Below are 12381 nucleotides of genomic sequence, written 5' to 3'. Positions count from 1 at the left end.
TTAGGCCAACAGCCACCAGACAACGATCAGTACCAATACCGCAATCCCGACAATCACCATCGTCTTGCCTCCACCGCCCTTAGCAGGCTCGGGCGGAGAGACGCGGGGAATGCCGGTGTAGGGCTGTGCGGCCTCCGCTTCCATCGCTTGCACAGAGGTTTCAGGGCCGCTTTCGCTATAGGTGCCGATATGGGTCAGCGCCGGGATCGGGGCCAGTTGCAGCGACTGTCCGGCGAAAGCGCGGGAGTAGACGATCATCACCCAACCGTCGAGCGCGGCAAGCTTGCTGCGGTCCGTCTCGATCTGCTCGGGGTTCACGCCATTGCCGTCGCGCAGATAGCCCGCGAGCCCCAGTTGATCGAGGTCGGCCACCCGGAAGACCTCTGTATAGGCCGCGTCGATCCGCTCAATCCCAAGGGCGGCGGCCTGTGCGGTCTCATCATCGCGCATCGCCCGCGCCTCGGCATCCGAGAGCGAGAGGGCATAGACGCGGACCTTGCCGGCTTCTTGCGGGGCGACTTCTGTATGGGGCATGACGGCTTCCTTTGACTGTTCTCAGGAAAACGCCGCGCGGCCCTTTGGGGTTCCGCTCAGGCCGCGCCGGGCTGAGCGGCGATGTGGTTGCGCGCCAGTAGGTCCATCGCGGCCATGCGGACGGCAACGCCCATCTCGACCTGATCCTGAATGACTGAGCGGTTGATGTCGTCAGCCAGCGTGCCGTCAATCTCAACCCCGCGGTTCATCGGGCCGGGGTGCATGACGATGGCGTCGGGGCTGGCATGGGCGAGCTTTTCGGCGTCGAGCCCGTAGCGGTGGTAATACTCGCGCTCCGACGGGATGAAGCCGCCGTCCATCCGCTCTTTCTGAAGGCGCAGCATCATCACCACGTCGACACCTTCGAGCCCTTTTTTCATGTCGTCGAATACCTCGACGCCGAATTGGTCGATTTGGCTGGGCATCAGGGTCGGCGGGCCGACAAGGCGGATGCGGTTCTCCATCTTGCCCAAGAGTAGGATGTTCGACCGCGCCACGCGGCTGTGGGCGATGTCGCCACAAATCGCGATGCTGAGGCGGTGTAGCCGCCCTTTAGCGCGGCGGATCGTCAGCGCATCGAGCAGCGCCTGCGTAGGGTGCTCGTGCCGCCCGTCGCCCGCGTTGAGCACCGCGCAGTTCACCTTCTGCGCCAGCAGGTCCACCGCGCCCGACTGCGGGTGACGCACGACCAGCAGATCGGGGTGCATGGCATTCAGCGTCATTGCCGTGTCGATCAGCGTCTCACCCTTTTTGATCGAGCTGGCCTGCATCGCCATGTTCATCACATCCGCGCCTAGACGTTTGCCCGCGATCTCGAAACTCGCCTGCGTGCGGGTGGAGTTTTCAAAGAACATATTGATCTGCGTCAGCCCACGCAGCGCGTCCGAATGCTTGTTCGGCTGGCGGTTGCGGTCGGCATAGGTGTCGGCCAGATCCAGCAGGGTGGTAATGTCGGATTGCGAGAGCTGCTCGATGCCAAGCAGGTGGCGATGGGCGAATGACATGGTGGCGATCCCTTCTGCTGTTGCCGCCTTATAGGCGCGGGCGGGTTGGCAGGTAAAGCGCAGCGATAGGGCATTTCGTCCCCCGCGCGCAGAGCGTAAGCTCCGGCCATGGAATCATTCGATTATCATCAGGCAGCTGAGATGCTGGCGTGGCAGGTTGAGCTTGGTGCGACCGAGGCGATTTGCGACGCGCCGGTCAACCGCTATGAGGTGCCCGCAAGCCCGCCCAAGGCGAAAACGCCCGCGAAAGGGCCGCAACCCCTGCGGCCCGAGGCCAAGCCCGATCCGGTGGCTTTGGCCACACGCGCGGCGGCGGGCGCAAAAACCATAGAAGAGTTGCGCACCGCGTTGCAGAGGTTCGAGCATTGTGAGTTGCACAAAGGCGCGCGGAACATGGTGTTCTCTGACGGGGTGCCGGGCGCGCCGGTTATGATATTGGGCGAGGTGCCAGACCGCGAAGAAGACCGTGCGGGCAAACCCTTTGTCGGGCGCACGGGGCAAATGCTTGATCGGATGTTGGCGGCAATTGATATGGGGCGTGATCGCAACGTCTATCTGTCGAATATCCTGCCGTGGCGCACACCGCAGAACCGTGATCCACAACCCGATGAAATTGCCATGATGCGCCCCTTCGTGCAGCGGCACATCGCATTGGCCAAGCCAAAAGTGTTGGTGCTGTTCGGCAATTGGTCTTGCCAATCGCTATTGGAAAAACGCAGCATCATGCGGTTGCGCGGCACATGGACCAAGGCGGCAGACGTGGCCTGCCTGCCGATGGTTCACCCTGCCGCCTTGTTGCGCAATCCGGCCGCCAAACGCGAGGCTTGGGCGGATTTGCTAAGCCTTCAGGCCAAGCTGCGCGATGGTTGATGCGTTGACCCTTCTGGCCTTTGTGCCTGCCGCCCTTGCGCTGAACCTGACACCGGGGGCGGATATGATGTTCTGCCTTGGGCAGGGGCTGCGGTCAGGCCCGCGTGCCGCGCTGGCGGCGAGTGCGGGGATCTCCGCGGGCGCTTTGGTGCATGTGACGCTGGCGGGGCTCGGCCTTGGGGCGCTGGTGGCGGCGCTGCCTTGGGCGCTTGATCTGATCCGCTGGCTTGGTGTGGCCTATCTGTTGTGGCTTGCGGTGCAGACGTTGCGACAGGCCGGAAAACCGCGCGACACGACGCCCGGTATGGGCGGCTGGCGGGCGTTTAACACCGGGTTCATCGTCAATCTGACGAACCCCAAGGTGATCCTTTTCGTGCTGGCCTTTCTGCCGCAATTCGTGGTGCCCGAGGCCGGTCCGGTCTTGGCGCAGTTCTTAACCTTTGGCGCGGTGCTGGCTTTGGGCGGTTTTGTCATCAACGGTGCGGTTGGGGTATTTGCCGCTGGCATCGGGCGGCGGCTGGCTGGGGGCGGGCGTGTGCTCGGCTGGATCAGCAGCGGTATTTTCGTGGCACTGGCCGCGCGTTTGGCAATGATGGAGCGGACATGAGAAGGATTGACGACAGCCGGGAGTTCATCCCCGTGAGAATCGCCGTGCTGACCGTCTCGGACAGCCGCAGCTTGGCCGAAGACCGCTCGGGCGACGTTTTGGTCGCGCGGATTGAAGCTGCGGGCCATGTGCTGGCCGCCCGCGAGATCGTGACCGACGACCGCCCCGCCATCGCGGCGCAACTGCGCCACTGGTGCGCGGATCCTGAGATCGATGTGGTGATCAGCACCGGCGGTACTGGACTCACTGGGCGCGACGTGACGGTCGAGGCGCACCGCGACGTCTATGAGAAAGAGATCGACGCCTTCGGCACGGTCTTCACCATGATCTCGATGGAGAAGATCGGCACCAGCGCCGTGCAAAGCCGTGCGACAGGCGGCGTGGCGCAGGGGACATATCTATTTGCGCTGCCGGGCAGCCCGGGGGCATGTAAAGACGCATGGGATGGCATCTTGCTCAAACAGTTGGACTACCGCCACATGCCCTGCAACTTCGTCGAGATCATGCCGCGGCTGGACGAGCATCAGCGCCGCAAGTAGCGTGCGGGTTTAGCCCGAGGTGCAGCCCGTCACCTCGACCGCGTGGTTCTTGCCGATCACCGTGATCCGAATGGCGGAACGGTCGAGCGCCAGCGCGGTGCCGTTCTCGGCGATCATCTCACCGCTGGCAACGAGCGTATTGCCCGACCGCTGGCTCACGGTCTCGCTCATCCACATGTTGGGATTGCCGGGTTCGATCACCACGGTTTCCTTGCCTCCGGCAGAGGGCAGGGAAAGCCGGGTTTCGATCTCCAGTCCCCGCGCCGTGGGGCGCAGGCTGCATCGGGCGCTTTTCAACCCCGCTTCGGCCCCCGAATAGGGCCGCGCGGCGAGAGCCGCAGCAATGGCGGGGGTGGGTTTGTTTTCGGGCCCATCAAGCACGGCGCTGAGGTGCAGGGTCTGCGGCACGCAGACGTCGCTGCAGACGCCAAGGTCAATGCTGGTATCCAAGGTTACCGGCGCACCGGGGCGGCGCGGGGTGATGGTCAGCGGCAGGATCACTTCGCGCGCATATCCGATGGAGCTTACCCCGCCTTGGTCAAAGACTTTGGGCGCGGGCCATGTGATCTGCACATCGCGGAGGTTGTTCGAGCCGGACCAATCGAACTCCGGCGGGATGCCTGCGTCACCGGGGCTGCGCCAATAGGTCTTCCAGCCCGGTGCCATGCGCAGCCGAACCGCCGCCACCCGCCGACCGTCGGCTTGCTGCCAACCGGTAAGCAGATCGCCCTGCAAAGGTGTGCCGACACCGTCCTGTGCGGCGGCAGGCAGGGCAAGGGCAAGGCAGGAAAGAACGGCGGAGAAGAGGCGCGATATATTCATGCGGCCTTGATGCGGTATCCATCCGCGCCTGCCAAGTCACATTTGCATCATCCATGTTTCGCCGATGCGGTTGGCGGTGCGCTGCCTCTCTTGTTTTGTGGGGCGCAAGCGGCCATGTTCAAAGAAAGGTTACCTTTAGGAGGTGGGCGTTGACGGGTCAGACAATGGAACTGACGGGCAAGCTGCTGGTCGCGATGCCGGGCATGGGGGACACGCGGTTTGCCCATTCCGTGATCTATCTTTCGGCGCATTCCGAACAGGGCGCGATGGGGCTGATGGTCAATAAACCCGCGCCGGAGTTGCGCCTGTCGGATGTGTTGGATCAATTGGTCGATGACACGCCGCCGCAGGCGAAATCTCTGGCCGTGCATTTCGGCGGTCCGGTCGAGACGGGGCGCGGCTTTGTGCTGCATTCCGATGAATACCGCTCTGCCCTTGAAACGCTGCGGGTCGGCGATGGCATTGCGCTGACCGCCACGCGCGACATCCTCGAAGACATTGCGACCGGCAAGGGGCCAGAGCGCGCCCAGTTGATGCTGGGCTATGCGGGCTGGGGGCCGGGGCAGTTGGAGGGCGAGATTGCGCAGAACGGCTGGCTGACCTGTGAGGCGTCGCCAGAAGTTATTTTCGATTTGCCGGATTCGGAGAAATGGGCCGCTGCGCTTAAAACGCTGGGCATCGATCCCTTGGGGCTGTCGGCCTCAGCCGGGCACGCCTAGCGCGGGGCGGCTGCGCGGGCCAGACGGTCGTTGATCGCGCGGCCCAAGCCATGATCGGGGATCGGCGCTACGGCGATGCTCTGTCCGGTGGCGTCCAATTGGTGCAGATGGTCAAAAAGCTTCGCCGCAGCCTCGGTCAGGTCGCCGGAGGGCGAGAGGTTGAGGTCGCAAACCATCGTCCCAAAGCCAAGCAGCACTTCGCCCGGCCCAGCCGTTTCCGCGTTCAACCGCACCGCCGCGCCAGGGGCGTAGTGAGAGGCCAGCTGCCCCGGCGCGATGATCTCGGCCCCATCGACAACCTCCAGTGGTTGCCCGAGCGCCGCCTCTATCGCCTCACTCGGCAGGCCGCCTGCGCGAAGCAGGGCAGGGCGGGGACCGGTCAGGCCGATAATCGTGCTTTCCAGACCCACGCTGCAAGCGCCGTCATCCAGCACAGCCGCGATCTTACCGTCGAGGCCCGCCAGCACATGCGCAGCCGTGGTCGCGCTGATCTTGCCCGAGGGGTTGGCCGAGGGCGCGGCCACGGGGCCGTTGAGTGCCTGCAAGACCTGCCGCATGGCGGGGTGGGCTGGCACGCGCACCGCAAGGCTGGGCAATCCCGCCGTGACCAGTGACGACAGCCCGCTGTCGGGCTTGAGCGGTAAGACCAATGTCAGCGCGCCGGGCCAAAAGGCCTGCGCCAACCGGTCAGCATCGTCCGTCCACTCAACGTATCGTTTGGCCGTCTCGATATCCGGCAAATGAACGATCAGCGGATTGAAGCTGGGCCGCCCCTTGGCGGCATAGATGCCCGCCACGGCTTCCCCATTGCGGGCATCCGCGCCAAGGCCGTAGACCGTCTCGGTCGGCAGGGCGACCAGCGCGCCCTCTTGCAACAGGCGGGCGGCGCAGGCGATGCCTTGGGGCGTGGGGGTCAGCGTCTCGGTCATAGCAGGGCTAATCCTGTCTAATCCTGCAGCATCCCGTGACGCCGCGTTTGGGTTGCGGGGGGCGGCCGGGCATTTCATGCTGGCGGCAACATAAACCAGCCTTTATCAGGGCCATGTCAGGCTTGCCAGATCAAGCGCGCCTTTCAGGAGGATATGATATGCCGTACCGCGCCGCCGTGGATGACTACCGTTTTCTGATCGAGGACGTACTGGATTTCGCAACGCTCCGCAGCACCGACCGTTTCTCTGAAGCCAGTGAAGATGTCACCGGGGCGATCCTGTCCGAAGCCGGGCGGATGTGCGATGACGTGCTGGCGCCGCTGCAACGGGGCGGGGATTTGCACCCTGCAAAGCTGGAAAACGGTATTGTGCGCACCTCTCCCGGGTTTGCCGAAGGTTTCGCCGCGATTGCCGAGGGCGGTTGGATCGGCATGTCGGCGGACCCTGAATACGGCGGCATGGGCCTGCCAATGACCCTGACCAGCGCGGTTAACGAGATGATGAGCGGCGCTTGCCTGTCGCTGCAACTCGCCCCCCTGATGAGCCAGGGCCAGATCGAAGCGCTGGAGCACCACGCGAGCGACGCGATCAAGGAATTGTACCTGCCTAAGCTGATCAGCGGCGAGTGGACCGGTACGATGAACCTGACTGAGTCGCAGGCGGGCTCGGACGTGGGCGCGCTCAGCAGCCGGGCCGAAGACAATGGCGACGGGACTTATGCGGTCTCTGGCCAGAAAATTTATATCTCATGGGGCGACAATGATTTCGCGGGCAATGTCTGCCATCTGGTTCTTGCCCGCCTGCCGGGGGCACCTGCGGGCACCAAAGGAATCAGCCTGTTCCTCGTGCCAAAGTTCATCCCTGATGAGAACGGCGAACCGGGCGAGCGCAATGGCGTGAGCGTGGTCAGCCTTGAGCACAAAATGGGCCTGCACGGCTCGCCCACCGCTGTGATGCAATATGACAACGCGACCGGCTGGATCGTCGGCCGTGAGGGCGGCGGCATGGCGGCGATGTTCACCATGATGAACAACGCCCGGCTTGGTGTCGGCGAACAGGGCATCGGCGCGGCTGAAGGGGCCTATCAACTGGCACTGGACTATGCGTTGGAGCGCAAGCAGGGCCGGTCGCCTGTCGAAGGCGGCACCGGCACCATTGTGGATCACGCTGACGTGCGCCGGATGCTGCTGAGCATGAAGGCCGATATCTTTGCCTCTCGCGCCATCGCGCTGAGCTGTGCCTATGCCAGCGACATGGCGCGCGCCGGGCAGGGCGACGAATGGGCGGCGCGGGCGGCGTTCCTGACCCCGATCACCAAGGCATTCGGCACCGACGTAGGCATGAGCGTTGCCGAGATGGGTGTGCAGGTGCATGGCGGCATGGGCTTTATCGAGGAAACCGGCGCCGCGCAGTTCAGCCGCGATGTGCGTGTCACGGCGATCTATGAGGGCACCAACGGCATTCAAGCGATGGACCTTGTGGGCCGCAAGATGATGGACGGCGGCGAGGCGGCGAACCGGCTGCTTGACGAGATCGAAGCCGATGCCGAGACCGCGCGCGACCCGTTCCCGCGCATGGCCGATGCCGTCTGGCAGGCCAGCGAAACCCTGCGCGAGGCGACCGAATGGATCACCGCGCAAAAGGACATGAACCAGCGTTTTGCGGGGGCCGTACCCTATCTGCGCGCCTTTGCTCGTGTGCTGGGCGGGCATCTGCATCTGCAAGCCGCGATGGCCGAAAAAGCCGCAGGCGGCAGCGGTGCACGTGAGAAGCTGGCGCGGTTTTATATCCAACGTCTTTTGCCCGAGCATCAGGGGCTTTTGACCCATGCGCAGGCGGGGGCCGAAGATCTTTATGCGCTTGGCGTCGAAGACCTGAGCCGCTGATGTCAGAGCAGGCCACCATCCCCGTCGCGCCGCCGAAACCGCCCCAAGGGCTGCGCTATCCTTGGGATGTGCCGCCTGCCGAAGGAGAAGCGATCGAGGTGGCGCCGGGGGTTCTTTGGTTCCGCCTGCCGCTGCCGATGAAGTTGGATCACGTCAATGTCTATGCATTGGACGAGGGCGATAGCTGGACGGTAGTCGATACGGGCTTTGCCTCACGCCGGAGCAAGGAGCTTTGGCGTGGGTTGATGGCAGGCCCACTGGGTGGCAAGCCTATTTCCCGTGTGATCGTGACCCATCATCACCCAGATCACGTGGGCCTTGCGGGCTGGTTGCAAAGCGAATTCGGTGCGGAACTGGTCACCACCCGCACCGCGTGGCTGACCGCGCGGATGCTGACGTTGGATGTTCAAGAGGTGCCGCTCGCCGAATCTTTGTCGTTCTACCGCAAGGCGGGCATGGCGGCCGAGCTTTATGACAAACGCGCCAGCGAGCGGCCCTTTAACTTTTCTGACGTCGTGGCACCGATGCCGCTGGGCTTTACCCGTATCCGCCAGAACGATGTGATCCGCATGGGTGGGCGCGATTGGGAGGTGCATATCGGCAACGGGCATGCGCCCGAACATGCAACATTCTGGAGCCGGGACGACAATCTGGTGATTGCGGGCGATCAAATCCTGCCCTCCATCAGTCCCAATATCGGCGTCTACCCGACCGAGCCGATGGCCGATCCGATCGGGGAGTGGCTTGAAGCCTGCGAGCGTCTTCTTCCATTGGCGCGCGAGGATCATCTGGTGCTGGGCGGGCATAAACTGCCCTTCACCGGTCTGCCGACGCGCTTGAAACAGTTGATCGAAAACCATCACTCCGCGTTGCGTCGCCTGCTGGCCTATATCGACACGCCGAAATCAGCATCCGAATGTTTTGCGTCGCTGTTCAAGCGCAACATCGGCGAGGCGGAGTATGGCCTCGCACTGGTTGAAGCCGTCGCCCATCTAAGCCACCTTTACCAAGCCGGAGACGCCACGCGCGAGTTGCGCGTGGCTGACGGCGCTTGGGTGTATCAGCGCAGGGGGTGAGCGATGGGTGATGAAGTGAAAACAGCGGCCGAAGCCTATGAAGCTGCGGCATTGCCGCGCATGCATGAGGTGCATACGGACCCGGATCAGCCCAAATCAGGCGATCAGCCTCTGCCTAAATCGGTCACAGACAAGTCGGTAAAGCAGAAATCTCCGGCCCAATGGGCCTATGAGCGGGTGGTGCTCTATCTCAAGAACTTTGAAGAAAAGCTCGACAACGATCATGAGGCGGCGATTGGCTTTGCAGGGGGCGATGCAGGCGTGCTTCGGATCGAAGGGATGGGGTATTTCGATCCGGACATCATTACATTCTACGGCGTCGATCCAGCAGGCGCACGGGCGCAGTTGGTACAACATGTGGGACAACTGAATGTGATGTTGCGCGCGCTGCCAAAGAAGGTCCCGGATGCCGAACCAAAGAGGATTGGGTTCCGCTTGGTCGCTGATCTGGAGAAAACTTGAGTTTGCACGAATCCGTGGCGTGCAGCCGCCTATCAGATTCCCCTATAGCGCGCAGTTTCGCCTATTGCTAGTATGGTATTCAGATTGTTATCCCCCCGTGACAGGGAGAATTATATAGGTTAATCACCGCGAACAGATTTTCCTAGGGAGACGAAAATGGCTGAACATGAACACGGTAGCATGGATTACGATGCTCAGGAAAAGACCTTTGACGGGTTCATGACCTTCGTAACACGCAGCGTTGTCGTCATCCTCGCGATCTTGGTTCTGCTGGCGCTCTTTGCTGGTTAATCGCCGTATACTGTTGTTCAAGAGGGTAAGCCTTTGAGAACTCTCTTTACTGTGATCGCGCTTGTAGGCGTGTTGGCTGGCTGTTCGGTGGATCAAAGCCCCGATAGTCCGCCCGACGTCGTCGCGCGTGCCGCCTATCGCTCGTCCGAACCGCCTTCGCTGACATTAATGACCATGGTGAACAACCGCACGGGCAGTGGTGGTCATACCGCGCTGATGGTGAATGGGTCGCAGCGCGTGATCTTTGACCCAGCAGGATCGTTTCGCGATGCGCGTTTGGTCGAACGGGGCGATGTGCTTTACGGTGTGACGCCGGGTTGGTTGCAGGCCTACAAATCGGCCCATGCGCGCAGCACCTTTCACGTTGTTACCCAAGAAATTCAAGTAACCCCCGCCGTGGCCGAACGGGCGCTGCAATTGGTTACGACCCACGGTGCCGTGCCCGGTGCTTTTTGTGCCAGTGCCACCAGCGGGATCCTTGGTGAAATCCCCAGCTTTCAGAATGTTGGATCGACCTTCTATCCCGTCAAACTGCAAGAGCGGTTTGAGGCGTTGCCGGGCGTGACCACCACGAAATATTACGAAGATGATGAGGGCGACGTGATCGATGCCCTGCGCGCGGCGGAACTGGCACGCCAGTAACGCCCGCGCTTAGCCGACCAAGTACAGCATACCATAAAGCGCCACGGCTCCTGACACGATCGCGGCGAGTACGTTTTTCGTTAACAGCCCGACGCCCAGCGTGACCACGGCGGCGCTGACTCGGGGCAGATCAAATTGCCCATCGGTGGCCGAGGGCCATAACACCTGTGGCGCGACCAACGCGGGCAGGATCGCCACGGCGGTATAGCGCAGGTGCCGCAAAAGCCACGCAGGCATCTGCTTGTCGCCCACCAGCCCGGTAAAGACAAAGCGCAGGAAAAAGCTGCCCAGCCCGAGGCCGATGATTACGGTCCAAAGTGCGGTTTTATCAATCATCGTGCCATGCTCCCCGGCTTGCGCCGTTCCATCCATGCCTCAACCTGCGCGCCGGTAATCATACCCGCGAGCCCCGCGATGATCAGCCCAAGCGCATAGGGCACATTAACGGCAATAAGGCTTACAATCACTGCGACAAACGCCGCGGCCACATGGGCCAATGTGCGAAACATCGGCGCGATCATAGCAAGGAAGGTGATCGGAATCGCAAAATCCAGGGCCCAACTGTCAGGCACACTCGAGCCGACCATCGCGCCGACAAGCGTGAAGATATACCAAAGCGGCACCACCGGGGTCACGGTCCCAAAGAAGTAGGCCATGCGTTGCGGCACGGTCATTTCTGGGGCGCGTTCATATTGGGTCATGGCCGCGACATAGGATTGATCCACCGTCATATAGGCCGCCAGTGCCCGCTGCCATACCGGCGCGCCGCCGATCCAAGGGGTGAGAGACGCCGAATACATTGCCATGCGCAGGTTCACCGCTAGCGCTGAGGCGAGCACAATCGCCGTAGGCACGTCTTCTTGCAGCAGTTGCAAGGCCGTGAACTGCGCGGCACCCGCGATCACCACGACGGAGAAGGTCAGCGTCTCGAATACGTTCAACCCAGCTTCGGTGGCCAGCAGACCAAAGAGCGAGGCGAAAGGAATAATCACCAACACAAAGGGCAATGCGTCAACGATACCTTTGCGATAGGCGGATTTGGTGGTGGTGATGGCCATGACGAACTCTTAAATATAATGTCAAAGGCTTAGACCTAACCGGAAGGGGATACAATTGGCCCGCGACAATGAACTTAGCAATTATCTGATCGCCCCCGATCCCACTGCTGTTCGACTGACGCGGAATGTCTCTGGCGTAGATCACACCGGCGCGGAGGTGGCGATCAATGTGGTCGAAGAGCGCCCCCTGACGATATTCCTCAACCGTCAAGAGATCGTGACCGCCATGACCATTGGCGATTACCCGGCCTATCTGGCGCTCGGCTTTCTGCGCAATCAGGGGATGCTGCGCCCGGGCGAAGAGATCACCGGCGTCGATTATGACGAAGAGCTTGAGACTGTCGTCGTCCGCACCAAACGCGCCACCGATTACGAAGACAAGATGCAGCGCAAGACCCGCACCAGCGGCTGCGCCGTGGGCACCGTCTTTGGCGATATGATGGAGGGGTTGGCAGAGGTGAGCCTGCCCGACATGCCGGTGCGTACCTCGGACCTTTACGCGCTCGCGGCCAAGATCAATCGCACGCCGAGCCTTTATCTTGAGGCCGGGGCCATTCATGGCACGGTGCTCTGCCAAGGCGACCGGCCCTTGGTCTATATGGAGGATGTGGGCCGTCACAACGCGGTCGACAAAATCGCGGGTTGGATGCTCTCCGAAGGGGTCGGGGCTGAGGATAAGGTGCTTTATACCACCGGGCGGCTGACCTCTGAGATGGTGATCAAGACGGCGATGATGGGCATTCCGGTGCTGGCGTCCCGCTCGGGCTTTACCGCTTGGGGGGTGGAGATCGCCCAACAGGTGAACCTGACCCTGATCGGGCGGATGCGCGGGCAGCGCTTTACCTGTCTGGCCGGGGAGGGGCGGCTCATCCGCGATGCGGATCCGGCCAGCGTGGCCGAAGAGCCGCGCAAAAGCGGGCGCAAGGGCGCGAAGGATTGACC

At 62.3% G+C, this 12381-nt stretch carries 16 protein-coding genes; 10 read left to right on the top strand and 6 right to left on the bottom strand.

Annotated features, from left to right (window positions below):
- Positions 1-534, bottom strand: coding sequence for a hypothetical protein (locus tag BM229_RS07975; protein WP_093927048.1), 534 nt, complete (start codon positions 532-534; stop codon positions 1-3).
- Between the two features lie 56 nt (positions 535-590).
- Positions 591-1538, bottom strand: a complete 948-nt coding sequence (locus tag BM229_RS07970) for an aspartate carbamoyltransferase catalytic subunit (protein ID WP_067265620.1) — start codon at positions 1536-1538, stop codon at positions 591-593.
- A gap of 108 nt (positions 1539-1646) precedes the next feature.
- Between BM229_RS07970 and BM229_RS07965 the strand changes: the two genes are divergently transcribed.
- Genes BM229_RS07965 through moaB form a run of 3 tightly spaced genes read left to right on the top strand, consistent with a single transcriptional unit; the run spans position 1647 to position 3554 of the window.
- Positions 1647-2408, top strand: coding sequence for a uracil-DNA glycosylase (locus BM229_RS07965; protein ID WP_093927047.1), 762 nt, complete (start codon positions 1647-1649; stop codon positions 2406-2408).
- Positions 2401-3015: a LysE family translocator gene (locus BM229_RS07960; RefSeq protein ID WP_067938287.1), complete on the top strand. Its 615-nt coding sequence runs from the start codon at positions 2401-2403 to the stop codon at positions 3013-3015. The genes BM229_RS07965 and BM229_RS07960 overlap by 8 nt, the downstream gene beginning before the upstream one ends.
- The gene (gene moaB, locus BM229_RS07955) at positions 3012-3554 is read left to right on the top strand and encodes a molybdenum cofactor biosynthesis protein B (protein WP_093927046.1); all 543 of its coding nucleotides are present in this window, start codon (positions 3012-3014) and stop codon (positions 3552-3554) included. The genes BM229_RS07960 and moaB overlap by 4 nt, the downstream gene beginning before the upstream one ends.
- Positions 3555-3563: 9 nt before the next feature.
- On the opposite strand, the gene BM229_RS07950 is transcribed toward moaB, so the two are convergent.
- Positions 3564-4376 (bottom strand): protein-disulfide reductase DsbD domain-containing protein, encoded by an 813-nt coding sequence (locus tag BM229_RS07950; RefSeq protein WP_093927045.1) that lies wholly within the window; start codon positions 4374-4376, stop codon positions 3564-3566.
- A gap of 164 nt (positions 4377-4540) precedes the next feature.
- On the opposite strand from BM229_RS07950, the gene BM229_RS07945 reads away from it, so the two are divergent.
- Positions 4541-5095 (top strand): YqgE/AlgH family protein, encoded by a 555-nt coding sequence (locus BM229_RS07945; protein WP_093927044.1) that lies wholly within the window; start codon positions 4541-4543, stop codon positions 5093-5095.
- Here the strand turns inward: BM229_RS07945 and BM229_RS07940 are convergent.
- Complete coding sequence (locus BM229_RS07940) at positions 5092-6024, bottom strand: L-threonylcarbamoyladenylate synthase (protein ID WP_093927043.1); 933 nt, start codon at positions 6022-6024, stop codon at positions 5092-5094. The two genes, BM229_RS07945 and BM229_RS07940, sit on opposite strands and share 4 nt — an antisense overlap.
- Before the next feature lie 158 nt (positions 6025-6182).
- On the opposite strand from BM229_RS07940, the gene BM229_RS07935 reads away from it, so the two are divergent.
- The 5 genes from BM229_RS07935 (at position 6183) to BM229_RS07915 (ending at position 10381) form a co-directional block, all read left to right on the top strand.
- Positions 6183-7910 (top strand): acyl-CoA dehydrogenase, encoded by a 1728-nt coding sequence (locus BM229_RS07935; RefSeq protein WP_093927042.1) that lies wholly within the window; start codon positions 6183-6185, stop codon positions 7908-7910.
- Complete coding sequence (locus BM229_RS07930; protein WP_093927041.1) at positions 7910-8986, top strand: MBL fold metallo-hydrolase; 1077 nt, start codon at positions 7910-7912, stop codon at positions 8984-8986. Before BM229_RS07935 ends, BM229_RS07930 begins: the two co-directional genes overlap by 1 nt.
- 3 nt (positions 8987-8989) lie before the next feature.
- Positions 8990-9448: a DUF6173 family protein gene (locus BM229_RS07925; RefSeq protein WP_093927040.1), complete on the top strand. Its 459-nt coding sequence runs from the start codon at positions 8990-8992 to the stop codon at positions 9446-9448.
- A 156-nt stretch (positions 9449-9604) separates the two neighbouring features.
- Positions 9605-9739, top strand: a complete 135-nt coding sequence (locus BM229_RS07920) for an aa3-type cytochrome c oxidase subunit IV (RefSeq protein ID WP_093927039.1) — start codon at positions 9605-9607, stop codon at positions 9737-9739.
- Between the two features lie 33 nt (positions 9740-9772).
- On the top strand, positions 9773-10381 hold the full coding sequence (locus tag BM229_RS07915) for a hypothetical protein (protein ID WP_093927038.1): 609 nt from the start codon (positions 9773-9775) through the stop codon (positions 10379-10381).
- Between the two features lie 9 nt (positions 10382-10390).
- Here BM229_RS07915 and BM229_RS07910 read toward each other — a convergent pair whose 3' ends face one another.
- Entirely contained in the window at positions 10391-10717 is a 327-nt protein-coding gene (locus BM229_RS07910) for an AzlD domain-containing protein (protein ID WP_093927037.1), read from the bottom strand.
- Positions 10714-11439, bottom strand: coding sequence for an AzlC family ABC transporter permease (locus tag BM229_RS07905; protein ID WP_093927036.1), 726 nt, complete (start codon positions 11437-11439; stop codon positions 10714-10716). The genes BM229_RS07910 and BM229_RS07905 overlap by 4 nt, the downstream gene beginning before the upstream one ends.
- A gap of 55 nt (positions 11440-11494) precedes the next feature.
- On the opposite strand from BM229_RS07905, the gene BM229_RS07900 reads away from it, so the two are divergent.
- Complete coding sequence (locus tag BM229_RS07900) at positions 11495-12379, top strand: formate dehydrogenase accessory sulfurtransferase FdhD (RefSeq protein ID WP_420855244.1); 885 nt, start codon at positions 11495-11497, stop codon at positions 12377-12379.
- Positions 12380-12381 lie beyond the last annotated feature (2 nt).

Origin of the sequence: Sulfitobacter dubius (assembly GCF_900113435.1) — a bacterium.
GTDB lineage: Bacteria > Pseudomonadota > Alphaproteobacteria > Rhodobacterales > Rhodobacteraceae > Sulfitobacter > Sulfitobacter dubius.
Note: the sequence above shows the minus strand (reverse complement) of the source record. Positions and strands in the feature narration are given on the sequence as shown.